Raw genomic sequence first — 25,809 nt, 5'->3', positions numbered from 1 at the left:
GGAGCGGGTTTACCCGCGAAAAGGCCGGCGCAGCGAAGCAGTCTTCCTTGCCCACCGCGTTCTATGCCAAACTCCGTCCCTTTAAGGCTTGCCTGCCAGGACTTATGCTCTCTTCACCCAGCCTCATTCCCAACCTGATCGCCGCCTTCCTTTATCTGGCCGCGACCGTCTACCAGGCCACCGGCCTGGCCCGTGGCGCCCGCGCCGACAAGCGGCTGCTCGGCCTGCTCGGCGCACTGGCGGTGCTCGCCCAGGGCGGCGCGCTGTTCTTCCAGCTGATCACCCCGCTGGGCCTGAGCCTGGACTTCTTCAGCGCCGCCAGCCTGATCGCCGTGGCGGTGATCGGCCTGACGCTGATCGCCTGCCTGAGCATTCCGGTGGAAAACTTGCTGGTGCTGCTGTTCCCGCTCGGTGCCGTAACCGCGCTGCTGGCGCAGTTCGCCCCGCCCGGCACGGTGCCGCTGATCAATGAAGAGCCAGGCATCCTCGCGCACATCCTGCTGTCGATCCTCGCCTATGGCCTGTTCACCATCGCCGTGTTCCAGGCCCTGCTGCTGTTGCTGCAGGACCACCAGCTCAAGCACAAGCACCCCTCCGGGCTGATCCGCAACTTCCCACCGCTGCAGACCATGGAAAGCCTGCTGTTCGGCTTCCTCTGGGCCGGCTGGGGGCTGCTGTCGCTGTCGCTGATCTCCGGCTGGCTGTTCCTCGACAACCTGTTTGCCCAGCACCTGGTGCACAAGACCCTGCTGGCCTGCGTGGCGTGGATCGTGTTCAGTGTGTTGCTGTGGGGCCGCACCCGCCTGGGCTGGCGTGGCCACAAGGCGATCCGCTGGACCCTCGCCGGTTTCTGCCTGCTGATGCTGGCCTATTTCGGCAGCAAGCTGGTCCGCGAATTCATCTTGCATATCTGACGGCCGCCCATGGATACCCTGCCGTACGCCCCGCTGCTCGGCACACTGGTACTGGCACTGCTATGGTCAGCGCTGTTCACTGCCGTGGACTGCGCTCGCCAGCAACAGAACGGCCACGCCGACCCGACCTTGCCCGCCCAGGCCCTGGTGCTCTGCGCCAGCCTCGGCAAGCTGCTGGTACTGGGCCTGGCCTGCCTGATCGGCCAGCGCTACAGCGGCGAACACGGTTTCTGGCTCGCCGGGCTGGCCGCTACCGCAGCCTTGCTGGTGCTCGCCGAGTACCTGCCGCGACGCCTGGCGCGGCGCAATCCGCAGGCATTCATCAGCCTTGGCGCCAGCCTGCTCAAGGTACCGCTGACCGCACTGCAACCCTTGGCCTGCCTGCTCGACGGCTGCGCCAGGTTGATCCTGCGCCCGTTCCGCGTGCAGCCCATCGCGGTGGCGCTGCACCCGCAGGAAGACGACTTCGATGATGACGAGCAGCATGCCCCGTCCCGCAATGGCTTGCTGGAAGGCTTGCAGGCCCTGGACAAGATCACCGTCAACGACATCCTGGTACCGCGCAACGAAGTCGACGGCATCAACCTCGACGACCCCATCGAGCGCATCGTCGAGCAACTGATCGTCAGCCGCCACACCCGCCTGCCGGTCTATCACAACGACATCAACCAGGTGGAAGCGGTACTCAACACCAAGCTGATCAGCCACCTGCTGCCGCGTGCCGAACTCACCTTCGAAAAGCTCCAGGCCGCTTGCTACGAGCCCTACTTCGTCCCCGAAAGCACGCCCCTGCAGATGCAGCTGCTGAACTTCCACAAGCAACAGCGGCGCATGGGCGTGGTGGTGGACGAGTACGGCGAAGTGCTGGGCATCGTCACCCTCGAAGATATCCTCGAAGAGATCGTCGGTGAATTCGAAGACGAACACAGCCTCGACAACCCGCACGTGCACCCGCAGGGCGATGGCCGCTTCATCATCGAGGGCACCGCCTCGCTGCGTGAAATCAACCGCACCCTCGGCTGGCACCTGCCCTGCGATGGCGGGCCGAAAACCCTCAACGGCCTGGTCACCGAGGCACTGGAAAGCATCCCGGCAACGGCGGTATGCCTGAAGATCGGCCGTTATCGCCTGGAAATCCTCGAAACCGAGGACAATTGCGCCAGCAAGGTGCTGGTCTGGACCGTGACCCGATAGTTATACTCGGCCAACGCTTACCCAGCCCTGCCGTCCCGCCTGCTACCCGCACCCGGCGCCCCACGGCCAGTGCGCAGCACTGACACGCCCCACGGCCCTGCGTCACCACCCCGAACAGCGCCCGCCCCTCCCTACCCCCTGGGCTATCGTCAGTCACGCGACTCACAACAATACGCTCCGGCTCCCGTGTGCCCGCCACATGGGCCGTGCCCCATGGAGCATCGACTGTCAGGGACCTACGCATGACTACCAGCAGCACCTACGCCGAACCTGCCTCGGCGGCCCCGGTCAACTCGCCTGCGCGGGTGGCCACCGCCAGTTTCATCGGCACCGCCATCGAGTTCTACGATTTCTACGTCTACGCCACCGCCGCCGCCCTGGTGATCGGGCCGGTGTTCTTCCCGTCCGGGTCAGGCACCGCGCAGATGCTCGCGGCCTTCCTCACCTTCGGCATCGCGTTCCTCGCCCGGCCACTGGGCTCGGCGCTGTTCGGCCACTTCGGCGACCGTATCGGGCGCAAGTCGACCCTGGTCGCTTCGCTGTTGCTGATGGGGGTCTCGACCACGCTGATTGGCGTGCTGCCGGGCTATGACAGCATCGGCGTGTGGGCGCCGATCCTGCTCTGCATCCTGCGCTTTGGCCAAGGCCTGGGCCTGGGCGGCGAATGGGGTGGCGCGGCGCTGCTGGCCACCGAGAACGCCCCCGAAGGCAAGCGCGCCTGGTTCGGCATGTTCCCGCAACTGGGCCCCTCGATCGGCTTTTTGGCCGCCAACGGCCTGTTCCTCACCCTGGCCCTGGTGCTCAGCGACGAGCAGTTCCGCGACTGGGGCTGGCGCATTCCGTTCCTGCTCAGCGCCGCGCTGGTGCTGGTCGGCCTGTACGTGCGCCTGAAACTCGAGGAAAGCCCGGTATTCGCCAAGGCTGTTGCGCGCCAGGAGCGGGTCAAGATGCCGGTGGTCGAGCTGTTCGCCCAGTACTGGCTACCGACCCTGCTGGGCGCGGCGGCGATGGTGGTGTGCTATGCGCTGTTCTACATCTCTACGGTGTTTTCGCTGAGCTACGGCGTGTCGACGCTGGGCTACAGCCGCGAGACCTTCCTCGGCCTGCTGTGCTTCGCCGTGGTGTTCATGGCCCTGGCCACGCCACTGTCGGCCTGGCTCAGCGACCGCTACGGGCGCAAGCCGGTATTGATCGTCGGTGCGCTGCTGGCCATCGCCTCGGGCTTCGCCATGGAGCCGCTACTGACCTCGGGCTCGACCACTGGCGTGGCCTTGTTCCTGAGCATCGAGCTGTTCCTGATGGGGGTGACCTTCGCGCCGATGGGCGCCTTGCTGCCAGAGCTGTTCCCAACCCACGTGCGCTACACCGGCGCCTCGGCGGCCTACAACCTGGGCGGCATCGTCGGCGCCTCGGCGGCACCGTTCTTTGCCCAGAAGCTGGTGAGCATGGGGGGGTTGAGCTGGGTGGGGGGGTATGTGTCGGCGGCGGCGGTGATCAGCCTGATTGCCGTGTTGTGCCTGAAAGAAACCCGCAATACCGAGCTTTGAACCGCTGAAACAATCGCGGGGCAAGCCCGCTCCCACGCCTTGCAGCTATTGGCGTGGGAGCGGGCTTGCCCCGCGATGCATTTCAGATCAGAACTCGACCTTGACCGCCTGCGAGGCGCGGGTCGCCTTGGCCCGGGCGGCCTCGACCGACTCGTCGCGCGCCAGGCACACGCCCATGCGGCGAGTGCCGTTGATCTCAGGCTTGCCGAACAGGCGAATGGCGGTATCCGGCTCGCTCAGGGCGGCGCCAAGGTTGGCGAAGCTGGTCTGCTGCGACTGGCCTTCGGGCAGGATCACCGCCGAAGCCGACGGGCCGAACTGGCGCACCACCGGGATCGGCAGACCGAGGATCGCCCGGGCATGCAGGGCGAACTGCGACAGGTCCTGGGAAATCAAGGTCACCAGGCCTGTGTCGTGCGGGCGCGGCGACACTTCGCTGAACCACACCTGGTCGCCCTTGACGAACAGCTCGACGCCGAACAGGCCACGCCCACCCAGGGCGTCGGTGACCGCCTGGGCCACCCGCTGCGACTCAGCCAGGGCTTTCGGGCTCATGGCCTGAGGCTGCCAGGATTCCTGGTAGTCGCCCTTCTCCTGACGGTGGCCGACCGGCTCGAGGAAGGTGGTGCCGCCCACATGGCGCACGGTCAGCAAGGTGATTTCGTATTCGAAGTCGATGAAGCCCTCGATGATCACCCGGCCCTTGCCGGCGCGGCCGCCTTCCTGGGCGTAGTCCCAGGCCTTGCGCAGGTCATCGGCGCTGCGCAGCAGGCTCTGGCCCTTGCCCGACGAGCTCATCACCGGCTTGACCACGCACGGGTAGCCGAGGTCGGCGACGGCCTTGCTGTAGTCCTCGAAGGTGTCGGCGAAGTGGTAAGGCGAGGTCGGCAGGTCCAGCTCTTCGGCGGCCAGGCGGCGGATGCCTTCGCGGTTCATGGTCAGTTGGGTGGCGCGGGCGGTGGGAACGACATTGAAGCCTTCGTTCTCAAGCTCCACCAGGGTGGCGGTGGCGATGGCCTCGATCTCGGGGACGATGTAGTGCGGCTTTTCCGCCTCGATCACCGCGCGCAGGGCCACGCCGTCGAGCATGTTGATCACGTGGCTGCGGTGCGCGACCTGCATGGCCGGGGCATTGGCGTAACGGTCGACGGCGATCACCTCGACGCCCAGGCGCTGCAGCTCGATCACCACTTCCTTGCCCAGCTCGCCGCAGCCGCACAGCAGTACACGGGTCGCGGTGGGCGACAATGGGGTTCCGATACGGGTCATTTCAGGTCCTCGAAGGCGTCCGGGGCCGCGCCACGCTGGCTGCCGCCCGCTGAAAATTGGACCCGCATTCTACATCAGGATGCGACCACCGCGCGCCGGGCGCGCCAGGCCATGATCAGCCACACCGCGGTGACCCCGGCGAACTTCGACGCCAGCGCCGTGCCGATCACCACGGGGGTCAATGCGCCAATCATGCCGAAGAAGATGAAGGTGTCCACCGGGATGCTCAGCGCCGAGCTCAGCCACAGGCGGTCGCGCAGGGGCCGGCGGGTGACGCTGAATACCAGCCAGTCGATCAGTTCGGAGACGAAGAACGCCGTAGCGCTGGCCAGGGCGATGGCAGGCTCCGAGGTGGCATACGAGAGCACCAGCGCCACCAGCATGGCCAGCAGCGCACCATGGCCGTAGCGGGTCTGCACCATGTCGCGCAGGATGAACACCAACCCGCCCCAGGCGGACCAGATCACATCCAGGTGCGGCGCGCTGGAGAAGGCGTAGTTGATCAGCACCACGCTGCTGATATAGGCGATGAGATAGAACATGGTCTGCATGTGTGGTGGGCAAGCCGCACAGATTACTTGAATTTGCAGTCAGCGCCAGACTCTTCGCGGGTAAACCGCAGCGGCGAACCGCCGCTCCCACAGGTTTTTCGGTAAGCCTGTGGGAGCGGGCTTGCCCCGCGAATGAAACCGCAACGGTTCACAAGCCGATGATCAGCCCCGCCGCCACTGCCCGCTCATGGCAGCGTTTGAGCACCTCACGGCGCTCCTGGTTGTCCATCCGCCCCCAGCGAGTGATCTCGCTCACCGTGCGCTGGCACCCGGTGCAGATATCCTGCTCGTCCAGGGCGCAAACACTGACGCAGGGCGAGGCCACGGGCCGTTCGTCAGTCTTCATCGAGCACCAGCTCACGGGCGTAACGCTGGGCTTTGTGCACGTAATGCGCAGCGCTGGCTTCGAGCATGCGCTGCTGCTGCTCGGTCAGCTCGCGCACCACCTTGCCAGGCGAGCCCATTACCAGCGAGCCGTCGGGGATTTCCTTGCCTTCCGGGATCAGCGCATTGGCGCCGATGATGCAGTGCTTGCCGATGCGCGCACCGTTGAGGATCACCGCGTTGATGCCGATCAGGCTGTAGTCGCCCACCGTGCAGCCATGCAGCATGGCGTTATGGCCGATGGTCACGCCCTTGCCGAGGGTCAGCGGCGAGCCCATGTCGGTGTGCATCACCGTGCCGTCCTGGACGTTGCTGTCCTCGCCGATGTCGATCAGCTCGTTGTCGCCGCGCAGCACCGCGCCGAACCACACGCTGGCACGCGCCTGCAGGCGTACCTTGCCGATCAGCGTGGCATTGGGCGCGGCCCAGCTGGTGGGATGGGTCTCGACCCGCAGGTCGCCCAGGCGGTATTTCATGTGTCGCTCCTCACGGTTGAACGCCGGTGGCGGGGTGTGCCCCGCTCAGTTCTGGATGAAACGCTCTGGCGGCTTGTGCAGGCTGATGCCGGCATCGAACAGCAGGTTGACCAGTTCGACGATCATGATCGCCGACAGCCCCCAGATCTTGTAGTCGCCATAGCGGTAGCTGGGCACGTACCAGCTGCGGCCCTGGTAATCGATACGGTGGGTGTGGTCGCGCGGGTCCTGGCGAAAGAACGCCAGCGGCACCGTGAATACGGCGGCAATTTCCGCATCGTTGGCGTGATACTCGACGTAATCGGGGATCACCCCGACGAATGGCGTCACCTTCAGGCCATGCAAGGAGATCAGCGGGCTGAGCGGGCCGATCACCTCGACCAGGCCGGGTGGCAGGCCGATCTCTTCTTCTGCTTCACGCAGGGCCGTGAACACCAGGTCCGGGTCTTCCGGATCGCGCCGCCCGCCAGGGAACGCCACTTCGCCACCGTGGGTGGACAAGCCCTTGGCACGCAGGGTGAGCACCAGCTCGGGCTCATCGCTGCGGGTGATGGGTAACAGCACTGCCGCTTCCGGAAAGCGGCTGTCCACCTGCAGTGACGCAGGGGTGTGGTTGCTCATTCGGCGAAGAAGCTCGTCCAGCATTACGCACTCTCGATTCCAAGGCCTGCCGTGCATGATGCACCAAAGCCTGCGGGCACCCAAGCCCTGCCCCGGGCTGCTTGCAGTGGGCCGACCGCGCGCGCCAAGATAGCCAGACCCCACAGGAATGATGAAAGCATGAAATTCTGCAGCGCGTGCGGCCAGCCGGTCATCCAGCGAATCCCCGAGGGCGACAGCCGCCCAAGGTATGTGTGCGACCACTGCCAGACCATCCATTACCAGAACCCCAACATCGTTGCCGGGGTGTTGCCCACCTGGGGCAGCCAGGTGCTGCTGTGCCGCCGAGCCATCGAGCCACGCCGCGGCTTCTGGACCTTGCCCGCTGGCTTCATGGAGAACGGCGAGACCCTCGACGCCGCCGCTCGTCGCGAAACCGTCGAAGAGGCCTGCGCCCGGGTAACGCAAATGAGCCTGTACCAGTTGTTCGACCTGCCGCACATCAACCAGGTGCACGTGTTCTTCCGCGCGGAACTGGCCGACCTGGACTTCGCCGTCGGCGTCGAGAGCCTGGAGGTGCGATTGTTCGAGGAACACGAGGTGCCTTGGGATGAGCTGGCTTTCCGCACCGTCACACGCACACTAGAATGCTACTATCGCGACCGCGTCAGGCAGCACTACCCGATAGGCCATGAATACCTGCCGCCGATGAATGTCGCGTCGTCCACCACTTAAGTTTTCAGGGATACGGTTTCATGCGCTGGTTGCTTGCCCTCTTCTGCCTCAGTGTCGCCTCGGTGTCGCATGCCGCGTTCACCGAAACCATCATTCGCAAGCCACAACCGGTCGTGCAGACCGTTTCACCCGCCAGCGCCGTGGTGCAGGGGCCGTTGATCGACAAAGTGCTGGTGCTCAAGTCCGAACGGCGCCTGCAACTGATCAGCCGTGGCGAACCGCTGAAGACCTACCGCATTTCCCTGGGCAAGCAACCCAAGGGCGCCAAGGGGCGCGAGGGCGACAAGAAAACCCCCGAAGGCCTGTACTGGCTCGACTGGCGCAAGGTCAGCGACCGCTACAACCTGGCCATGCACATCTCCTACCCGAACATCACCGACGCCGCCAAAGCCCGCCGTGAAGGGGTCGAGGCCGGTGGCATGATCATGATCCACGGCACCCCGATCAACGAGGAATACCCGGAGTGGTACTTCCACACCCTCGACTGGACCGAGGGCTGCATCGCCATGCGCAACGACGACATGCGCGAGGTGTGGAGCATGGTCAAGGACGGCACACTGATCGAAATCCGCCCCTGAGCCGAGCGAATCACTCTCGGTAACATTTCTGCCAAACAATCATCACATTGGCGTCTTAAAGTCGCGGTTTGCCACAAAATCAGCGAACAAAGGACAGCCTGATGAGTCGAGACAGCGGCGACAACCTGGACCGCAACCAGAGCGGCAACCTGCCGATGGCCAGCGTCATGGACACCTACCTGAGCCGTCGGGCCGTGGTACGCGGCGGCCTTGGCGCGGCGATCGCCATGATCGCAGGCGCCGGCCTGGCCGGCTGCTTCGACAGCGGCACCAGCAGCCCTGCCCCTACGCCGAAACCTGCCACGCCCAAACTCGGCTTCCAGTCGATCAAGGGCTCGCGCACTGACGCCTGCGTCGTTGCCGCCGGCTACAGCGCCTATGTACTGGCGCCCTGGGGCACGCCACTCAACAGCAGCGGCAAACCTTGGCAAGCGGACGGCAGCAACAGCGCCGCCGATCAGGCCAATGCCATGGGCATGCACCATGACGGCATGCATTTCTTCCCCATCGACGGCAGCTCCGACGACGGCCTGCTGGCGATCAACTTCGAATACATCGACACTGCCGCGCTGCACCCGGCCGGCCCTACCATGGTCGACGGCAAACGCCCGGCCGAAGAGGTGCGCAAGGAAATCAACGCTCATGGCGCCGGTGTGGTGCGCATACGCAAGGTCGGCGGGCGCTGGCAGGTCGTCGACAACGACCCGCTGAACCGGCGCTTCACCACCGCCACGGTGATGGACATCGCCGGCCCCCTGCGTGGCACAGAGCACGTCAAGACCCGCTTCTCGCCCAGTGGAATGGAATGCCGTGGCACCAACAACAACTGCGGCAACGGCTATACCCCCTGGGGCACCTACCTGACCTGCGAGGAGAACTGGCCGGGCATCTTCGTCAACACCGCTACCCGCCCTGCCGACCAGGTGCGCATCGGCGTCTCCGCCACCACGGGCCAATACAGCTGGGAAACCGCCGCCGGTGACGCCAGCGAGTTCGACGACGAATTCGCCCGCTTCAACCTCACCCCGAGCGGTGCCAGCGCCAGCGACGACTTCCGCAACGAGGCCAGCACCTACGGCTACATCGTCGAGATTGACCCGTACAACAGCGCCACCCGTGCGGTGAAGCGCACCGCGCTGGGCCGATTCCGCCACGAGGGCTGCTGCCCGGGCCTGGCCATGGCCGGCAAGCCGCTGGTCTGGTACACCGGCGACGACTCCAACAACGAGTACCTGTACAAGTTCGTCTCGGACGCGCCGTGGGACCCGGCCGACGCCAAGCCTGCCGACCGCCTGGCCACCGGCGCCAAATACCTGGACAAGGGCAAGCTCTACGTGGCGCGCTTCGATGCCGACGGCAAGGGTGTGTGGCTGCTGCTCGATGCCGCAACCGCCACCACGGACGGCGCCACCCTGGGGGCACGTTATGGCGACCTGGCCGGCATCATCCTCAATACCCGTGGCGCCGCCGACGCCGTGGGCGCAACGCCGATGGACCGCCCCGAATGGACCGCCGTCAATCCGCTCAATGGCGACGCCTACCTCACCCTGACCAACAACAGCGCGCGCAGCCCGGACAAGGTCGATGCGGCCAACCCGCGCGGCCCCAACCGCCACGGCCACATCATCCGCTGGCACGAAAGCGACGATCACCAGCGCTTCAGCTGGGACATCTTCGTGTTCGGCGCCAACGCCGCCGGTGGCCCCGACATCAACCGCTCCGGCCTGACCGAGATGAACCAGTTCGCCAGCCCCGACGGCATGCGCTTCGATAGCCGCGGCGTGCTGTGGTTCGAGACCGACAACGGCGAACAGAGCGTGACCAGCTATACCAACGACCAGCTGCTGGCGGTGATTCCCACCGACCTGGTGGATGGCAGCGGCAGGCAGATTCCGGTCAACCCCAGCAACCAGGCGGACCTGCGTCGCTTTTTCGTCGGGCCCAATGGCTGCGAGGTGACGGGTATCACTTTCACGCCGGATAACAAGACCTTGTTCGTCAATATCCAGCACCCGGAGAACTGGCCGTCCACCGATGTGGCGACCGTTGTCACGGCTGCGGGTAGCAAGGTGCGGCCGCGCTCATCGACCGTGGTGATTCAGCGGCTTGATGGCGGGGAGATAGGCACGGCCTGAAACGCATCGCGGGGCAAGCCCGCTCCCACGGGCCTGTATGGCACGTAGGAGCGGGCTTGCCCCGCGATGGAGAGTGCGGCGAACTTCAGAAATCGGCCAGCGGCCAGACCTCGTAGGCCGGTGTTTCGTAGGGGTGACTGCGCTTGAGCGCGCCGACGACCTCAACGATCAGCTCGTCAGCCACCACCAGCTCCACCTTCCACTCCTCGACCACCTCGACCTGGCCGGCCTGCCCGAGGTACGGCTGGCTGCCGTCCAACGGGCGGAACTGGCCCTGGCCGAGGGTCTGCCAGGCGCAGTGGTCATAGTCGCCGATGCGTCCGCCACCAGCGGCGAACACAGCGGCCTTGACCTCTTCGACATGGCTGTCAGGGACGAAGAAGGCGAGCTTGTGCACCCTTAGTTCACCCAGACGCGCGCGTTACGGAACATGCGCATCAGGGCCGCGTCTTCCTGCCACTCGTCCGGGCGCCAGGAGTTCTGCACGGCACGGAACATACGCTCCGGGTGCGGCATCATGATGGTCACGCGGCCGTCGCGGCTGGTGAGGCCGGTGATCCCGCGCGGCGAGCCGTTCGGGTTGGCCGGGTAGGCTTCGGTGACCTTGCCGTGGTTGTCGACGTAGCGCAGGGCCACACAACCGGACAGGTCGGCTTCCAGCAGTGCCTCTTCGCTTGCGAACTCGGCATGGCCTTCACCGTGGGCGATGGCGATCGGCATGCGCGAACCGGCCATGCCCTGCAGGAAGATCGAGTTGGACTTCTGCACCTCGACCATGGCCACGCGCGCCTCGAACTGCTCCGAGCGGTTGCGCACGAAGTGAGGCCAGTACTCGGTGCCCGGGATCAGTTCGTGCAGGTTGGACATCATCTGGCAACCGTTGCACACACCCAGGGCGAAGCTGTCGGTACGCTCGAAGAACGCCTGGAAGGCATCGCGGGCACGGGCGTTGAACAGCGCCGACTTGGCCCAACCTTCACCGGCACCGAGCACGTCGCCGTAGGAGAAGCCACCGCAGGCCACCAGGCCTTTGAACGCTTCGAAATCGACACGGCCGGCGAGGATGTCGCTCATGTGCACGTCGACGGCAGCAAAGCCTGCGCGGTCGAAGGCGGCAGCCATCTCGACCTGGCCGTTGACGCCCTGCTCGCGCAGGATCGCCACTTGCGGGCGCACACCTTTCTTGATGTACGGGGCGGCGATGTCGTCGTTGACGTCGTAGCCGAGCTTGACCGACAGGCCAGGGTTGTCTTCTTCGAGCAGCAGGTCGAATTCCTGGTCGGCGCAGTCGGCGTTGTCGCGCAGGCGCTGGACCTGGTAGCTGGTCTCGGCCCACTGACGCTGCAGCAGGCGACGATCACCCTTGAACAGTTCCTCACCTTCGAAGTTGATCAGGACTTCGCCGTTGTTGATCGGCTGGCCGATCACCGCGACGCAGTCTTCACCCAGCCCGGCGGCGCTGAACTGTGCCAGCACTTCACCGGTGGCGTCCTGACGCACCTGGATCACCGCACCCAACTCTTCGTTGAAGAGGATCGCAGCAACCTTTTCACGCTTGCTGGTCAGGGTGTTCAGTTCCAGCTCGAGGCCGCAGTGGCCAGCAAACGCCATTTCCAGCACGGTGGTCATCAGGCCGCCGTCGGAACGGTCGTGGTAGGCCAGCAGGTGACCGTCTTCGTTGAGGCCCTGGATCACGGCGAAGAACGCCTTGAGGTCTTCGGCGTCGTCGACGTCAGGGGCGGCACTGGCCAGCTTGCCGTGGGTCTGCGCCAGGATCGAGGCGCCCATGCGATTCTGGCCACGACCCAGGTCGATCAGGATCAGGTCGGTTTCGCCCTTGTCCATGCGCAATTGCGGGGTCAGGGTCTTGCGGATGTCGGTGACCGGGGCGAAGCCGGTGATGATCAGCGACATCGGCGAGGTGACGCTCTTCTCGGCGCCCGCTTCGCTCCACTTGGTCTTCATCGACATCGAGTCTTTGCCGACCGGGATGGTGATACCCAGTTCAGGGCACAGCTCCATGCCCACGGCCTTGACGGTGTCGTACAGACGGGCGTCTTCACCCGGGTGACCAGCGGCGGACATCCAGTTGGCCGACAGTTTGATGTCGGACAGTTTCTCGATACGCGAGGCAGCCAGGTTGGTCAGGGTTTCGCCGATGGCCATGCGACCGGACGCCGGGGCATCCAGCAGTGCCAGCGGAGTACGCTCGCCCATGGCCATGGCTTCGCCGGTGTAGACGTCGAAGCTGGTGGCGGTGACGGCGCAGTCGGCCACCGGGACCTGCCAAGGGCCGACCATCTGGTCGCGGGCGACCAGGCCGGTAATGGTGCGGTCGCCGATGGTGATCAGGAAGCTCTTGCTGGCCACGGCCGGGTGACGCAGGACGCGCTCGACGGAATCGGCCAGGGCCAGGGTGCTCGGGTCGAACTCATCGCCCAGCTCGGCTTCGCGGGTCACCGAACGGTGCATGCGCGGCGGCTTGCCCAGCAGCACGTCCAGCGGCATGTCCACCGGGGTGTTGGCGAAGTGGCTGTCGGTGACGGTCAGGTGCGGTTCTTCGGTGGCTTCGCCAACGACCGCGAACGGGCAGCGCTCGCGCTCGCAGATGGCCTGGAAGCGCTCGAAGTCTTCGGCGCTGACCGCCAGCACGTAGCGCTCCTGCGATTCGTTGCTCCAGATCTCGTGCGGGGCCATGCCCGGCTCGTCGTTGGGCACGTTGCGCAGTTCGAAGCGGCCACCGCGGCCACCGTCGTTGACCAGCTCGGGGAAGGCGTTGGAGATACCGCCGGCACCCACGTCGTGGATGAAGGCGATCGGGTTCTTGTCACCCAGCTGCCAGCAACGGTCGATGACCTCCTGGCAACGGCGCTCCATTTCCGGGTTTTCGCGCTGTACCGAGGCGAAGTCCAGGTCGGCGGAGCTGGCGCCAGTGGCCACCGACGAAGCGGCGCCGCCGCCCAGGCCGATCAGCATGGCCGGGCCGCCGAGCACGATCAGCTTGGCGCCGACGGTGATCTCGCCCTTCTGCACGTGGTCTTCACGGATGTTGCCCATGCCGCCGGCGAGCATGATCGGCTTGTGGTAGCCGCGCACTTCTTCGCCGTGGGGGGTGTTGATGCTCTGCTCGAAGGTACGGAAGTAGCCGGTCAGTGCAGGGCGGCCGAATTCGTTGTTGAACGCAGCGCCGCCCAGCGGGCCTTCGATCATGATGTCCAGCGCGTCGACGATGCGCTCCGGCTTGCCATAGGCTTTTTCCCAAGGCTGTTCGAAGCCCGGGATACGCAGGTTGGACACGGTGAAGCCGGTCAGGCCAGCCTTGGGCTTGGCGCCGCGGCCGGTGGCGCCTTCGTCGCGGATTTCGCCGCCGGAGCCGGTGGAGGCGCCGGAGAACGGAGCGATGGCGGTCGGGTGGTTGTGGGTCTCGACCTTCATCAGGATGTGCACCGGCTCCTGTACCGCGCCGTACTGGCGGGTTTCAGGGTTCGGGAAGAAGCGGCCGGCCACCGAACCGACGATCACCGAGGCGTTGTCCTTGTAAGCGGACAACACGCCTTCGCTGTGCATCTGGTAGGTGTTCTTGATCATGCCGAACAGGCTTTTTTCCTGCTCTTCGCCGTCGATGTCCCAGCTGGCGTTGAAGATCTTGTGGCGGCAATGCTCGGAGTTGGCCTGGGCGAACATCATCAGCTCGATGTCGTTCGGGTTGCGCTTCAGGCCCTGGAAGGCATTGACCAGGTAGTCGATCTCGTCTTCGGCCAGGGCCAGGCCCAGGTCGATGTTGGCTTGCGCCAGGGCCGCGCGGCCACCGGCCAGCACGTCGACCGAGGTCATCGGCTTGGGCTGGGCGTGGCTGAACAGGTCGGCGGCGCCTTCGAGCTTGGCCAGCACGCGCTGGGTCATGCGGTCGTGCAGCTCGGCGGCGATCAGCTGGGCGTCGGCGTCGGACAGTTCACCGGCGACGTAGTAGGCGATGCCGCGCTCCAGGCGCTGGATCGACTGCAGGCCGCAATTGTGGGCGATGTCGCTGGCCTTGGAGGCCCAAGGCGAGATGGTGCCCAGACGCGGGACCACCAGGAACAGGCGGCCGGTCGGCTCCTGCACCGGCACGCTCGGGCCGTACTTGAGCAGACGGCCCAGCACCTGCTGCTGGTCGGCGGTCAGCTCGCCGTCGACGTCGGCGAAGTGGGCGAATTCGGCATACAAACCAGTAACAGCGGGGACTTTCTGGCTCAGTTGCTCGAGTAATTTACCGTGGCGAAAGGCAGAAAGGGCAGGAGCGCCGCGCAGGATCAACATCGTCGGGACAGCCTCAGGAAGGGGTGTGCTTAGAGGCCGTGCATTCTAGCCTAATTTGCAGGCTTTCGGCACCCGCTCTAAGCCAATGGTGCCGGGCGGTGGAACCGGACTTCGGGGTCAGAAAAATCTGAAATATTTGTGGGTACTGACTTGCCCTGCGGTGAGATCTGAAACCCAGGCAGGCCTTCAATCGCAGGGCAATCCCGCTGCCACACCCGGCCCAATGGCGCTAATGGCGCTAATGGCGGACAATCCGCTACCAGACAACCCGCATATTGTCGAGATATGGCACCAGCAGTCCTTTGCGTATACTGCACGCTATGTTCGCCCACACTGCTTTGCGCCAGCGTTGCGCCAAATGGCTCTTCGCAACCGGACTCTTCCTGATGCTCGGTGCCTGCGTTGAAAAACCCAGCACCCTCGAACGCGTCAAGGAGGACGGCGTATTGCGCGTGATTACCCGCAACAGCCCGGCCACCTACTTCCAGGACCGCAACGGCGAAACCGGCTTCGAGTACGAGCTGGTCAAGCGTTTTGCCGACGACCTTGGGGTGAAGCTGCAGATCGAGACCGCCGACAACCTCGACCAACTGTTCGACCAGCTGGGCAAGCCGTCCGGCCCGGTGCTGGCCGCCGCCGGCCTGGTCAGCAGCGAGCGGCGCGCCACCCAGGCAAGGTTCTCCCACCCCTACCTTGAAGTCACGCCCCAGGTCATCTACCGCAATGGCCGTTCGCGCCCCACCAATGCCAAAGGCCTGGTGGGCAAGAAGATCATGGTGCTCAAGGGCAGCAGCCACGCCGACCAGCTGGCGGAACTGAAAAAGCAGAACCCGGGCCTGGAATACGAAGAGTCCGACGCCGTCGAGGTGGTCGACCTGCTGCGCATGGTCGACGAAGGCCAGATCGACCTGACCCTGGTCGACTCCAACGAGCTGGCGATGAACCAGGTCTACTTCCCCAACGTACGCGTGGCCTTCGACCTGGGCGACAGCCGCGACCAGCGCTGGGCGGTGGCCGCCGGTGACGACAACAGCCTGCTCAACGAGGTCAACGAGTTCCTCGACAAGGCGCAGAAGAACGGCACCCTGCAGCGCCTTAAAGACCGTTACTACGGCCACGTCGATGTACTCGGCTACGTGGGCGCCTACACCTTCGCCCAGCACCTGCAGCAGCGCCTGCCCAAGTACGAAAAGCACTTCAAGAGCTACGCCAAGGTCGAGCAAGTGGACTGGCGCCTGCTGGCGGCCATCGGCTACCAGGAATCCATGTGGCAACCAGAGGTCACCTCCAAGACCGGCGTGCGCGGCCTGATGATGCTCACCCAGCGCACCGCCCAGGCCATGGGGGTGTCCAACCGCCTCGACCCCAAGCAGAGCATCCAGGGCGGTGCCAAGTACTTCATGAAAATCAAGGAAGAGCTCGACGACAGCATCAAGGAGCCCGACCGCACCTGGTTCGCCCTGGCCGCCTACAACGTCGGCGGCGGCCACCTGGAAGACGCCCGCATCCTGGCCAAGCGCGAGAAGCTCGACCCGAACAAGTGGCTGGACGTGAAGAAGATGCTGCCGCGCCTGTCGCAGAAGCAGTGGTACAGCAAGACCAAGTACGGCTATGCCCGTGGCGGAGAGCCTGTGCACTTCGTGGCCAACATCCGCCGTTACTACGACATCCTCACCTGGGTGACCCAGCCGCAGCTCGAGGGCCAGGTGGCCGAAGGCAACCTGCATGTGCCAGGGGTGAACAAGGACAAGCCGGCGGAGCAGTCGCCGGCTATGTGAATGATCGCGGGGCAAGTCGCAGCGGCGCACCGCCGCTCCCACGAGGTTGTTGCCTGCGTGGGAGCGGCGGTGCGCCGCTGCGACTTGCCCCGCGATTGAGCTACCCCTTCGCCCGCCTGGCCTTGAAGAACTCACTCAAGATCGCCCCGCACTCCTCGGCCAACACCCCACCCTCGACCATCACCCGATGGTTGAGAAAGCCCTGCCCGAAGAACTGCCCCTGGCTCTGCACGATGCCGGCCTTGGGCTCCAGCGCGCCAAACACCACCCGTGCCACCCGCGAATGGACGATCAACCCCGCACACATGCTGCAGGGCTCCAGGGTTACGTAAAGGGTGCTGCCCGGCAGCCGGTAGTTGCTGGCGGACTTCGCCGCAGCACGGATGGCAACCATCTCGGCATGGGCGCTGGGGTCGCTGTCGATGATCGGCCGGTTGTAGCCCTGGCCGATCACCTGGCCGTGCTGCACCAGCACCGCACCCACCGGCACTTCGCCCAGGCTCGCGCCTTCGGCGGCCAGTTGCAGCGCCAGGCGCATGAATTCCTGATCGCGGCTGCGATCGATGATCTGTGGGCGCATCAGACCACCGCAATCGCGGCCATCAGGCCGGTTTCCATGTGGTCGATGACATGGCAATGGAACATCCAGGTCCCCGGGTTATCGGCCACCAAGGCCACCTGGGCACGCTCGTTCTTGCCCAGCAGGTAGGTGTCGGTGAACCACGGCTCGACGATCTTGCGGCGATTGGACGCGATCACCTTGAAACTCATGCCATGCAGGTGGATCGGGTGCTGGTACTGGGTCATGTTCTTCAGCTCGAAGATGTAGCTCTTGCCCTTCTGCAGCGTGGCGATCGGTCGGTCGGCGCAGGTCTTGTCGGTGATGTCCCAGGCCTGGCCGTTGATCTGCCACAGGCTCGGCGGCTTGCCGTTGTCGGTGTTCACCGAGACCTTGCCGACCCATTCGAAGTTGAAGTTGAGCTTCTCGGCATTGTCCAGGTCCGGCTCGGCAATCGGGTTGGCCGGCAGCGCCCTGGGCCAGTCGCCCGGAGCCTGGCTGCTGGCCACCGAACGCAGGGTACCCAGGCGCACGAAGCCGTCACGCAGGGAAATCTCCTCGCCCGCCTCGGGGATACGGATGGCCAGGCAGATCCGCATGCCCGGCCCGAGCCAGTAATCGTCGTCCAGCGGACGCGGCGTGACCGGGTTGCCATCGAGGGCGTAGATCATCGCCTCGCAGTTGCCCTTGAGGTTGAGACGGTAGGTCCAGGTGTTGTCCAGGTTCAGCAGGCGCACCCGCACCACCTGCCCGGCCGGCAGCTCGGTCACCGAGTCGGGCTGGCCATTGATGGTGATCAGCCGGCCTGCGGTGCCGTTGCGCGCAGCCTCGCGCGGCACGCTGAAGGGCATCCAGGCGCCCTGCTCGTCGACATGCCAGTTTTTAAGGCTGAGGGTGCGCTCGTGGGCAAAGCCGGTCGGCTCGCGCTCCTCGACGATCAGCGGGCCGACCAACCCACGGCCAAGCTCTTCGGAGCTGCTGACGTGCGGGTGGTACCAGTAACTGCCCGCATCCGGCACCTTGAACTTGTAGTCGAAGTACTCGCCCGGCTTGACCGGCAACTGCGACACATAAGGCACACCGTCCATTTCCAGCGGCAGGCGGATGCCGTGCCAATGAATGGTGGTTTCCACCGGCAGGTGGTTGATGAAGCGCACCCGCAACCAGGTGCCCTGGCGCACCCGCAGCTCGGTACCCGGCGCCGACGGGCCGAAGGCCCAGGCCTCGGTCTTGAAACCCGGCACCAGTTCGACATCCAGGGGTGCGGCGATCAGCTCGTAGTCGTGCCCGGCGTTGTCATCCTCGACCTTGCCCAGCCAGTAGCGCGCTGCGCCCCCGGCGCCCAGGCCTACCACCACCAGGCCGGTCAGGCCCTTGAGCATTTGTCGACGGGTAAAGGACATCGGTGCGGGTACCTCGTTCTCGCGCAATCAGTCTGCCAGCAGCGGCTGGCGATGAAGGGCGAATACGATACACCTGCATTTGCGAAATATTAAGTGAAGTCTTGTCGCAGCCTTGTACAACGCCACCCCGGGGCTTTCTTGCCCAAACAGGGACGCGCTGCTTAAGTGATGTCATTGGCCTGTGCAGGGACTCGGGGAGCGAAGCACCATGGAGCGAAGAAACCATCTGCTTGAGGTTGCGCTGCTGTTTGCCGTTGCGCTGCTGCTGGTGCCGAAGATCATCCTGATCAGCTACTTCTCCAACCGCTGGATCGACACCGACCTTGCCAGTATTGCCCTGTACCTGCTGCAGGACCTGCTGCTGGCGGGCCTGGTCTATCTGGTCGCCGTCACCACGCTGCGCAGGCACAAGTACAACTTTTTCCTGGTCAGCATCCTGTGCGGCGCCTTGCTGCTGTTCCTGTTGATCGACATGCGTGTCAGGGAGCTCTGGCTCAAGCCGCTGGACTGGTCGCTGATCCAATACAGCCTCGAGAACGCCAGCAACCTGACGTCGGGGGCGCCGGTGTTCCTCAACCAACTGGCAGGCTTTGGCCTGACCTTCCGCTTCATCGTGTTCGTGCTGTTCCTGGCTTACCTGGCCGCTTGGGGACTGGTGGGCCTGGCCACCTACCAGGCGTTCAAGCGCCCGCCCGCCGCGCCGGCAAGGGCAGGCACACTGGGCTTGGTCGTGTTGCTGTGCGGCCTGTTGCTGGGGGCGATCTTCGCCAAGGACGCCCGTTATGACCTGAACGAGAACATCGTCACCCGCTCGCTGGTCACGGCCCTGCAGAACGCCACCCAGGTGAATACGAGCCTGCACCCCAACCTGCTGCCTTTCGAACAACCCGCTTACCCCGTGTCCGCCATCAACACCCTGCGCAAGCTGGAAAACGCACCCGCAGCAGACTTCAAGAATCTGGTGTACATCGTCCTGGAGTCGGTGCGCTGGAACAGCATTTTCGGTGCCGAGGTCCGCACCGCCCAGCGCTTCCCCACCTTCGACAGGCTTGCGCGCGAGGGCATGCTGTTCAAGTCGTATGTGACGGTGCCCCACTCCTCCAAAGGCTACTACTCGATCTTCACCGGGCAGCACGCCTACCCCGGCGTTGAAATCAAAGAGGCGATGCCGCTGCACCAGCCCGGCGTGATCCATGCACTGAAGCAGCAAAAGAACATGCAGGCCGTCGCCTTCAGCTCACTGTTCCTGCAGTTCGAAAACATGGACGGTTTCCTCAAATCCATCGGTGTTGCCAACGCCTATGCCGTCGCCGACATCGCGCCTGCCAACACACTGGCGCAGAACAACAGCAGTTTTGGCGAGAGCGACGAGCTGCTGTACGCATCCAGCATTCCCCACCTGCAGGCCATCAGCAAAACCGGCAAAGGGTTTATCGCGTTGTACTTCCCAAGCGCTGCGCACTACCCCTACGACTGCACGGGCACCTCGGCCTCGCAGTCAGCGCTGGAAAAGTACGAAACCTGCATCGAGACCACCGACACCCTGATCGGGCAGATGCTCGAGGGGTACGACAAGGCAGGCCTGCTCGACTCCACCCTGTTCGTGCTGGTAGGCGACCATGGCGAGTCGTTCGGCGAACACGGGCTGTTCATTCACAACTCGTCCATGCACGAGGAAGAAGTGACCGTGCCGCTGATTTTCTGGGCCAAGGGCAAGACCCTGGCCAAGCCGATATCGACCACCAGCCAACAGACCGACATCGCCCCTACCATTGCCGACTTCTTCGCGGTGAGCGATGCGCCGTTCAACGTACAAGGCATCAGCTTGCTCAGGGACCACGGCAAGCGGACGTTCTACATGTCGACGTTCTTCGACCAGCTGTCCTCTGCACTGGTGGAGCACCCGTACAAGTACATCTACGAGTACAGCCCGGATACCCTCGTGCGCTACCACCTCGAGGACGACCCGCAGGAGAAGAACCCTCAGCCGGTCGAAGGCGACGCGTTCACGGCCATGAAGAACCGCCTGCTGTCCTACGATGCGTACCAGAAGGCACTGTTTGCAAAAGACCCCAAGCCAGGCGAGTGATGTGCAATCATCCCCCGTCCATACGCACTCACAAGGAAGGGTCATGAAGGAACATACCTACGCGTTGACCGTGAACTGGACCGGCAATACCGGCCAGGGCACCTGCAACTACACGGCTTACCAACGGGACTTCAGCGTCGAGGCCCAGGGCAAGCCAGCGCTGCCCGGTTCGGCCGACCCGGCTTTTCGTGGCGACCGCAGCCGCTGGAACCCCGAAGACCTGCTGCTCGCCTCGGTATCGGCCTGCCACAAGCTGTGGTACCTGCACCTGTGCGCGGTGAACAACGTGAATGTGCTGGCGTACGTCGACAACCCAGAGGGCCGAATGGTCGAAGGCGATGGCGAACGCAAGGGACATTTCACGGAGATCGTGCTGCGCCCGCAGGTGGTGGTGAGCAACGATTCGGATCCGCAAGTCGCCCTGCGCCTGCATGAAGACGCCCATCACGAATGCTTCATCGCCAACTCGGTGAACTTCCCGGTGCGTTGTGAGGCGGTGATCGAGCGCGAACGCTGAAGCCAGATACGACAAGGGCGCCTTGCGGCGCCCTTGTGGCTCAACTTATTCCCACTCGATAGTGGCAGGCGGCTTGCTCGACACGTCGTAGGTGACGCGGGAGATACCGGCGATTTCGTTGATGATGCGGCCGCTGACGGTTTCCAGCAGCTCGTACGGCAGGTGCGCCCAACGTGCGGTCATGAAGTCCACGGTCTCGACGGCGCGCAGCGCCACGACCCAGGCGTAGCGACGGCCATCGCCGACGACACCCACCGACTTGACCGGCTGGAACACCACGAAGGCCTGGCTGGTCTTGTGGTACCAGTCGGCTTTGCGCAGTTCTTCGATGAAGATGTGGTCGGCGCGACGCAGGATGTCGGCGTATTCCTTCTTCACTTCACCGAGGATGCGCACGCCCAGGCCCGGGCCCGGGAACGGGTGGCGGTAGACCATGTCGTACGGCAGGCCCAGCTCCAGGCCGATCTTGCGCACTTCGTCCTTGAACAGTTCACGCAGCGGTTCGACCAGCTTGAGGTTCATCTCCTCCGGCAGGCCGCCGACGTTGTGGTGCGACTTGATTACGTGGGCCTTGCCGCTCTTGGCGCCGGCCGACTCGATCACGTCGGGGTAGATGGTGCCCTGGGCGAGGAACTGGATGTTGTCCAGCTTGCTGGCTTCGGCATCGAACACGTCGATGAAGGTGCGGCCGATGATCTTGCGCTTCTTCTCAGGGTCCGCTTCGCCTTCCAGGTTGTCGAGGAACTGCTTCTCGGCATCGGCGCGGATCACCTTGACGCCCATGTTCTCCTTGAACATGGCCATCACCTGGTCGCCTTCGTGCAGGCGCAGCAGGCCGTTGTCGACGAATACGCAGGTCAGCTGGTCGCCGATGGCGCGGTGCAGCAGCGCGGCAACCACGGAAGAGTCGACGCCGCCGGACAGGCCCAGCAGGACGTTGGCCGAACCGACCTGCTCACGCACCTGAGCGATGGCGTCTTCGACGATGTTCGACGGAGTCCACAGGGCTTCACAGCCGCAGATGTCCTGGACGAAGCGCGACAGGATGCGACCGCCCTGCTTGGTGTGGGTCACTTCCGGGTGGAACTGCACGCCGTAGTAGCCCAGGGCGTCGTCGTACATGCCGGCGATCGGGCAGCTCGGGGTGCTGGCCAGCACGTTGAAGTTGCCTGGCATCTGGGTGACCTTGTCGCCGTGGCTCATCCATACGTCCAGGCCCAGTACGCCGTCATCGTCGACGTGGTCTTCGATGCCGTCGAGCAGGCGGCTCTTGCCGACCACGTCTACACGGGCGTAGCCGAACTCGCGCAGCTCGGAACCTTCGACCTTGCCGCCCATCTGTTCGGCCATGGTCTGCATGCCGTAGCAGATGCCCAGCACCGGTACTTTCAGGTCGAACACGGCCTGCGGCGCGCGCGGGCTGTTGGCTTCGTGGACCGACTCGGGGCCGCCGGCAAGGATGATGCCGCGCGGGTTGAATTCGCGGATCGCTTCATCGTCCATGTCGAACGGGTGCAGTTCGCAGTACACGCCGATTTCGCGCACGCGGCGGGCGATCAGCTGGGTGTACTGGGAACCGAAATCGAGGATCAGGATGCGGTGAGCGTGAATGTCGAGGGCCATGACTCAATCTCGTCAGTGGAAATCGGAAACGACGCGGGGCTGTTTGTGACAGCCCCGTTCGGTAATTGCTGGAAGCCTTAGCCTACGCGGTAGTTAGGGGCTTCTTTGGTGATCTGCACGTCATGCACGTGGGACTCGGCCATGCCGGCACCGGTGATGCGCACGAACTCCGGCTTGGTACGCATCTCTTCGATGGTCGCGCTGCCGGTGTAGCCCATGGACGAACGCAGGCCGCCCATCAGCTGGTGGATGATCGCCGACAGGGCGCCTTTGTATGGCACGCGGCCTTCGATCCCCTCAGGAACAAGCTTCTCGGCACCGGCCGAGGAGTCCTGGAAGTAACGGTCGGAGGAGCCTTGCGCCTGCGCCATGGCACCCAGCGAGCCCATGCCGCGGTAAGCCTTGTACGAACGGCCCTGGAACAGCTCGACTTCACCCGGGGCTTCTTCGGTACCGGCGAACATCGAACCCATCATCACGCAGGAAGCACCGGCAACGATGGCCTTGGACAGGTCACCGGAGAAGCGGATGCCGCCGTCGGCGATCAGTGGCACGCCAGTGCCTTCCAGTGCAGCGGCGACGTTGGCGATGGCGCTGATCTGCGGCACGCCGACACCGGCAACGATACGGGTGGTGCAGATCGAGCCTGGGCCGATACCGACCTTGACGGCGTCGGCGCCGGCTTCGGCCAGGGCCTTGGCTGCAGCACCAGTGGCGATGTTGCCGCCGATCACCTGCACTTGCGGGTAGGTCTCCTTGACCCAACGTACGCGGTCGATCACGCCTTTGGAGTGACCGTGGGCGGTGTCGACCACCACCACGTCAACGCCGGCGGCGACCAGGGCGGCAACGCGCTCGCCGGTGTCCTTGCCGGTACCGACCGCGGCACCCACGCGCAGGCGACCCTGGTCGTCCTTGCTCGCCAGTGGGTAGGCCTTGGCTTTTTCGATGTCCTTGACGGTCATCATGCCCTTGAGGGCGAACTTGTCGTCGACGATCAGGACTTTTTCCAGGCGGTGCTTGTGCAGCAGCTCGCGGACTTCGTTCTTGTCGGCGCCTTCGCGCACGGTGACCAGGCGCTCTTTAGGCGTCATCACCTCGCGGACCTTGGCGTCCAGGCGGGTTTCGAAGCGCACGTCGCGGGAGGTGACGATGCCAACCAGGTCACCGTTGGCCAGGACCGGAACGCCCGAGATGTTGTTCAGGCGGGTCAGGTCGAACAGGTCGCGCACGGTGGCGTCGGCGTCGATGGTGATCGGGTCCTTGACCACGCCAGCCTCGAACTTCTTGACCTTGCGCACTTCGCCGGCCTGCTGCTCGATGGTCATGTTCTTGTGGATGATGCCGATGCCGCCTTCCTGGGCCATGGCGATGGCCAGACGCGCTTCGGTCACGGTATCCATGGCGGCGGAAACAAGGGGAATGTTCAGCTCGATGCCACGAGTCAAACGGGTCTTGAGACTGACTTCATTGGGCAGTACCTCGGAATAACCAGGTACAAGGAGGATATCGTCGAAAGTCAGGGCTTCTTGGCTGATACGCAGCATCGCGGGGGCTCCCGGGAGGGAAAAATGGAAGCGCGCCATTATACTCATCCACGGCGCGCCGCTCAATGCAAAATAAGGGCCTTCGGTCAGCCTTGTGGCAGTTTTACCTGCACCACCGCCACCGGCTGATCGAGCCAGTCGGCAAAGCTGTCGAGGAAGGCCTGGGTAAACCCGGCCTCGCCCCAGTTGTTGAAGATGAACCCCAGGTTGGAAAAGGCACATGGCTGCAGGTAAAGGAAGCCATTGATGTCGTCCTCGAAGCCGCACAACGGGCAGGTGAAGTTGTCGCTCACCCCCGGCGTCCACTCCTCCAGGCTCTCGAACAGCGGCTCGCCGACCTCGCGCCGGCACTCCGGGCAGCCGGCTTCTTCGAGGAAACCGTCGGTGGGGGTGTAGATGCAGCGCTTGAGCACCACTTCAAGGCCGTTGACCTGCTCGCCGAAGGGCAGTTTCTCCGGGTGCAGGGCAACCTTGCGCGCCCCCTCGGCCAGGGCATGGCCCATGCGATTGCCGGTGCGTCCGCAGGTGGTCAGTTGCTCCTGGACGATCTTCTCGCGCACCAGCCAGCGCAGGATGGCCCTCGAGCGGGCTTCGTGGGACGGCACGGTGGACAGTTTGGGGACGATGATGCTTTGGGTGTTCATGAACGAAACGGGCCTGCCGACTGCGGTAATGGCGCAATTCTAGCGCCTGCTCACGTGCTCAGGTAGCGACCGATCAAAGCCAGGCCGCTGGCCAGCACCAGCCAGGTGACCAGGCGCACGAAGGCTTCGCGGGACAGCTTCAGGGTCAAACGCCTGCCAACCCACAGCCCGAGGAACATCACCGGCAACAGGCAGGCGGCCAGCAACAGCAGGCTGGTATCGGCATACACACCGGCGATCAGGAACAGCGACAGGCGCACGATCGTGCTGCAACTGATCAAGGCGCTCTGGGTGGCGCGCACCTGCTCCTTCACCTCCAGCCGGGCGCTGAGGTAGATCGCATACAGGAAGCCGCCACTGCCGAACAATGCGCCGAACAGCCCGCCCACCGTGCCCATCGGTACAGCCCACAGGCCCGACAGGTTTGCCGGGCGCACTTTCACCGCCAGGCCGTAGATGGCGTAGGCCGTGACGAACAGGCCCATCAGCAGCAACAGCAGATCCGACTTCAGATGCAGCAGGAACACCACGCCCAGGGTGCAGCCCACGGCCATGCAGGGCAGCAGGCGCAGCAACTCGCTGCGCACCACATCCTTGCGTGATGGCAGCAGGTTGCCGAAGGCGGCGACGAAGTCCAGCAGTACCAATAGGGGGATGATTCGCGACAGGGGCATGAAGTGGATCAGCACCGGGCCTGCGACCAGCGCGGTACCGAAGCCGGCGATGCCGAAGACGATGTAGGCGACGGCGATCGCGAGCAGGATGGGGAGCCAGTCGAGGGGGGTGAGGGAGAGTTGGGCTAGCGTCATGCTGGGGTCTCGTCAGTCCTTGGAGGTGCATTTGTTGGGGTAGGCGGTGGGGCGAGCAAGTGTATGCCTTGAGAGTTATGGCGCCTATGAGATCGAGCGCCGCCCGCGCGGCGCTTCGCGGGTAAACCCGCTCCCACAGTTTGTTTCGGGCCAATTAT

Annotated in this window: 22 protein-coding genes; 9 read left to right on the top strand and 13 right to left on the bottom strand. The window is 64.5% G+C overall.

Features of this window, described 5'->3' with window-relative positions:
* Positions 1-104 precede the first annotated feature (104 nt).
* From F6X61_RS21770 to F6X61_RS21760, 3 genes are all read left to right on the top strand, one after another.
* Positions 105-914, top strand: a complete 810-nt coding sequence (locus F6X61_RS21770) for an inner membrane protein YpjD (protein ID WP_153788486.1) — start codon at positions 105-107, stop codon at positions 912-914.
* Positions 915-923: 9 nt separating this feature from the next.
* Complete coding sequence (locus F6X61_RS21765) at positions 924-2,108, top strand: transporter associated domain-containing protein (RefSeq protein WP_153788485.1); 1,185 nt, start codon at positions 924-926, stop codon at positions 2,106-2,108.
* A 242-nt stretch (positions 2,109-2,350) separates the two neighbouring features.
* Positions 2,351-3,655 carry an MFS transporter gene (locus tag F6X61_RS21760; protein WP_153788484.1) on the top strand — a complete coding sequence of 435 codons (1,305 nt, stop codon included), beginning with the start codon at positions 2,351-2,353 and terminating at the stop codon, positions 3,653-3,655.
* Positions 3,656-3,742: 87 nt separating this feature from the next.
* Here the strand turns inward: F6X61_RS21760 and purT are convergent, their stop codons facing one another.
* The 5 genes from purT to F6X61_RS21735 all read right to left on the bottom strand — a co-directional run bounded on the left by purT (position 3,743) and on the right by F6X61_RS21735 (position 6,980).
* Positions 3,743-4,924: a formate-dependent phosphoribosylglycinamide formyltransferase gene (gene purT, locus F6X61_RS21755; RefSeq protein WP_153788483.1), complete on the bottom strand. Its 1,182-nt coding sequence runs from the start codon at positions 4,922-4,924 to the stop codon at positions 3,743-3,745.
* A 74-nt stretch (positions 4,925-4,998) separates the two neighbouring features.
* Positions 4,999-5,466 (bottom strand): VUT family protein, encoded by a 468-nt coding sequence (locus F6X61_RS21750; RefSeq protein WP_153788482.1) that lies wholly within the window; start codon positions 5,464-5,466, stop codon positions 4,999-5,001.
* A gap of 157 nt (positions 5,467-5,623) precedes the next feature.
* Positions 5,624-5,821: a DUF1289 domain-containing protein gene (locus F6X61_RS21745; protein WP_153788481.1), complete on the bottom strand. Its 198-nt coding sequence runs from the start codon at positions 5,819-5,821 to the stop codon at positions 5,624-5,626.
* Entirely contained in the window at positions 5,811-6,335 is a 525-nt protein-coding gene (locus F6X61_RS21740) for a gamma carbonic anhydrase family protein (protein WP_153788480.1), read from the bottom strand. The genes F6X61_RS21745 and F6X61_RS21740 overlap by 11 nt, the downstream gene beginning before the upstream one ends.
* 45 nt (positions 6,336-6,380) lie before the next feature.
* Positions 6,381-6,980, bottom strand: a complete 600-nt coding sequence (locus tag F6X61_RS21735; protein WP_153788479.1) for a CoA pyrophosphatase — start codon at positions 6,978-6,980, stop codon at positions 6,381-6,383.
* A 135-nt stretch (positions 6,981-7,115) separates the two neighbouring features.
* Here F6X61_RS21735 and F6X61_RS21730 point away from each other — a divergent pair, with 135 nt between their 5' ends.
* The 3 genes from F6X61_RS21730 (at position 7,116) to F6X61_RS21720 (ending at position 10,383) form a co-directional block, all read left to right on the top strand.
* A complete protein-coding gene (locus F6X61_RS21730) occupies positions 7,116-7,670 on the top strand; it encodes an NUDIX hydrolase (protein ID WP_153788478.1) in 555 nt (184 codons plus the stop codon).
* Positions 7,671-7,690: 20 nt separating this feature from the next.
* Entirely contained in the window at positions 7,691-8,248 is a 558-nt protein-coding gene (locus tag F6X61_RS21725) for a murein L,D-transpeptidase family protein (protein ID WP_153788477.1), read from the top strand.
* Positions 8,249-8,349: 101 nt separating this feature from the next.
* On the top strand, positions 8,350-10,383 hold the full coding sequence (locus F6X61_RS21720; protein ID WP_153788476.1) for a PhoX family phosphatase: 2,034 nt from the start codon (positions 8,350-8,352) through the stop codon (positions 10,381-10,383).
* A gap of 85 nt (positions 10,384-10,468) precedes the next feature.
* Here F6X61_RS21720 and F6X61_RS21715 read toward each other — a convergent pair whose 3' ends face one another.
* A complete protein-coding gene (locus tag F6X61_RS21715; RefSeq protein WP_153788475.1) occupies positions 10,469-10,780 on the bottom strand; it encodes an NGG1p interacting factor NIF3 in 312 nt (103 codons plus the stop codon).
* Positions 10,781-10,782: 2 nt separating this feature from the next.
* Positions 10,783-14,682, bottom strand: a complete 3,900-nt coding sequence (gene purL, locus F6X61_RS21710) for a phosphoribosylformylglycinamidine synthase (RefSeq protein WP_153788474.1) — start codon at positions 14,680-14,682, stop codon at positions 10,783-10,785.
* 320 nt (positions 14,683-15,002) lie between these two features.
* On the opposite strand from purL, the gene mltF reads away from it, so the two are divergent.
* Positions 15,003-16,460: a membrane-bound lytic murein transglycosylase MltF gene (gene mltF / locus F6X61_RS21705; RefSeq protein ID WP_153788473.1), complete on the top strand. Its 1,458-nt coding sequence runs from the start codon at positions 15,003-15,005 to the stop codon at positions 16,458-16,460.
* A gap of 100 nt (positions 16,461-16,560) precedes the next feature.
* On the opposite strand, the gene tadA is transcribed toward mltF, so the two are convergent.
* Both tadA and F6X61_RS21695 read right to left on the bottom strand, forming a co-directional pair.
* The gene (gene tadA / locus F6X61_RS21700) at positions 16,561-17,040 is read right to left on the bottom strand and encodes a tRNA adenosine(34) deaminase TadA (protein ID WP_153788472.1); all 480 of its coding nucleotides are present in this window, start codon (positions 17,038-17,040) and stop codon (positions 16,561-16,563) included.
* On the bottom strand, positions 17,040-18,422 hold the full coding sequence (locus F6X61_RS21695; RefSeq protein WP_153788471.1) for a multicopper oxidase family protein: 1,383 nt from the start codon (positions 18,420-18,422) through the stop codon (positions 17,040-17,042). The genes tadA and F6X61_RS21695 overlap by 1 nt, the downstream gene beginning before the upstream one ends.
* 208 nt (positions 18,423-18,630) lie before the next feature.
* Between F6X61_RS21695 and F6X61_RS21690 the strand changes: the two genes are divergently transcribed.
* Positions 18,631-20,511 carry a sulfatase-like hydrolase/transferase gene (locus F6X61_RS21690; RefSeq protein ID WP_153788470.1) on the top strand — a complete coding sequence of 627 codons (1,881 nt, stop codon included), beginning with the start codon at positions 18,631-18,633 and terminating at the stop codon, positions 20,509-20,511.
* A 43-nt stretch (positions 20,512-20,554) separates the two neighbouring features.
* Positions 20,555-21,028 (top strand): OsmC family protein, encoded by a 474-nt coding sequence (locus tag F6X61_RS21685; RefSeq protein WP_153788469.1) that lies wholly within the window; start codon positions 20,555-20,557, stop codon positions 21,026-21,028.
* A gap of 45 nt (positions 21,029-21,073) precedes the next feature.
* Here F6X61_RS21685 and guaA read toward each other — a convergent pair whose 3' ends face one another.
* The 4 genes from guaA to F6X61_RS21665 form a co-directional block, all read right to left on the bottom strand.
* Positions 21,074-22,651: a glutamine-hydrolyzing GMP synthase gene (gene guaA, locus F6X61_RS21680; RefSeq protein ID WP_125465272.1), complete on the bottom strand. Its 1,578-nt coding sequence runs from the start codon at positions 22,649-22,651 to the stop codon at positions 21,074-21,076.
* 77 nt (positions 22,652-22,728) lie between these two features.
* Positions 22,729-24,198 carry an IMP dehydrogenase gene (guaB, locus tag F6X61_RS21675; RefSeq protein ID WP_110993278.1) on the bottom strand — a complete coding sequence of 490 codons (1,470 nt, stop codon included), beginning with the start codon at positions 24,196-24,198 and terminating at the stop codon, positions 22,729-22,731.
* 86 nt (positions 24,199-24,284) lie between these two features.
* Positions 24,285-24,842, bottom strand: coding sequence for a sugar ABC transporter ATPase (locus F6X61_RS21670; protein ID WP_153788468.1), 558 nt, complete (start codon positions 24,840-24,842; stop codon positions 24,285-24,287).
* A 50-nt stretch (positions 24,843-24,892) separates the two neighbouring features.
* The gene (locus F6X61_RS21665; protein WP_153788467.1) at positions 24,893-25,651 is read right to left on the bottom strand and encodes a sulfite exporter TauE/SafE family protein; all 759 of its coding nucleotides are present in this window, start codon (positions 25,649-25,651) and stop codon (positions 24,893-24,895) included.
* Positions 25,652-25,809 lie beyond the last annotated feature (158 nt).

This window comes from Pseudomonas sp. EMN2, assembly GCF_009650555.1.
In the GTDB taxonomy this organism is placed as follows: domain Bacteria; phylum Pseudomonadota; class Gammaproteobacteria; order Pseudomonadales; family Pseudomonadaceae; genus Aquipseudomonas; species Aquipseudomonas sichuanensis.
This window is presented reverse-complemented; position numbering and strand designations above follow the sequence as displayed.

Excerpts from the sequence above, each read along its gene's own strand:
- purL (WP_153788474.1), bottom strand. The coding sequence starts at position 14,682 with ATGTTGATCCTGCGCGGCGCTCCTGCCCTTTCTGCCTTTCGCCACGGT.
- guaA (WP_125465272.1), bottom strand. The coding sequence starts at position 22,651 with ATGGCCCTCGACATTCACGCTCACCGCATCCTGATCCTCGATTTCGGT.
- F6X61_RS21735 (WP_153788479.1), bottom strand. The coding sequence starts at position 6,980 with ATGCTGGACGAGCTTCTTCGCCGAATGAGCAACCACACCCCTGCGTCA.
- F6X61_RS21770 (WP_153788486.1), top strand. The coding sequence starts at position 105 with ATGCTCTCTTCACCCAGCCTCATTCCCAACCTGATCGCCGCCTTCCTT.
- tadA (WP_153788472.1), bottom strand. The coding sequence starts at position 17,040 with ATGCGCCCACAGATCATCGATCGCAGCCGCGATCAGGAATTCATGCGC.
- F6X61_RS21665 (WP_153788467.1), bottom strand. The coding sequence starts at position 25,651 with ATGACGCTAGCCCAACTCTCCCTCACCCCCCTCGACTGGCTCCCCATC.
- F6X61_RS21745 (WP_153788481.1), bottom strand. The coding sequence starts at position 5,821 with ATGAAGACTGACGAACGGCCCGTGGCCTCGCCCTGCGTCAGTGTTTGC.
- F6X61_RS21720 (WP_153788476.1), top strand. The coding sequence starts at position 8,350 with ATGAGTCGAGACAGCGGCGACAACCTGGACCGCAACCAGAGCGGCAAC.
- F6X61_RS21685 (WP_153788469.1), top strand. The coding sequence starts at position 20,555 with ATGAAGGAACATACCTACGCGTTGACCGTGAACTGGACCGGCAATACC.
- F6X61_RS21725 (WP_153788477.1), top strand. The coding sequence starts at position 7,691 with ATGCGCTGGTTGCTTGCCCTCTTCTGCCTCAGTGTCGCCTCGGTGTCG.
- purT (WP_153788483.1), bottom strand. The coding sequence starts at position 4,924 with ATGACCCGTATCGGAACCCCATTGTCGCCCACCGCGACCCGTGTACTG.
- F6X61_RS21690 (WP_153788470.1), top strand. The coding sequence starts at position 18,631 with ATGGAGCGAAGAAACCATCTGCTTGAGGTTGCGCTGCTGTTTGCCGTT.
- F6X61_RS21765 (WP_153788485.1), top strand. The coding sequence starts at position 924 with ATGGATACCCTGCCGTACGCCCCGCTGCTCGGCACACTGGTACTGGCA.
- guaB (WP_110993278.1), bottom strand. The coding sequence starts at position 24,198 with ATGCTGCGTATCAGCCAAGAAGCCCTGACTTTCGACGATATCCTCCTT.
- F6X61_RS21760 (WP_153788484.1), top strand. The coding sequence starts at position 2,351 with ATGACTACCAGCAGCACCTACGCCGAACCTGCCTCGGCGGCCCCGGTC.
- F6X61_RS21695 (WP_153788471.1), bottom strand. The coding sequence starts at position 18,422 with ATGTCCTTTACCCGTCGACAAATGCTCAAGGGCCTGACCGGCCTGGTG.
- F6X61_RS21750 (WP_153788482.1), bottom strand. The coding sequence starts at position 5,466 with ATGTTCTATCTCATCGCCTATATCAGCAGCGTGGTGCTGATCAACTAC.
- mltF (WP_153788473.1), top strand. The coding sequence starts at position 15,003 with ATGTTCGCCCACACTGCTTTGCGCCAGCGTTGCGCCAAATGGCTCTTC.
- F6X61_RS21740 (WP_153788480.1), bottom strand. The coding sequence starts at position 6,335 with ATGAAATACCGCCTGGGCGACCTGCGGGTCGAGACCCATCCCACCAGC.
- F6X61_RS21730 (WP_153788478.1), top strand. The coding sequence starts at position 7,116 with ATGAAATTCTGCAGCGCGTGCGGCCAGCCGGTCATCCAGCGAATCCCC.
- F6X61_RS21670 (WP_153788468.1), bottom strand. The coding sequence starts at position 24,842 with ATGAACACCCAAAGCATCATCGTCCCCAAACTGTCCACCGTGCCGTCC.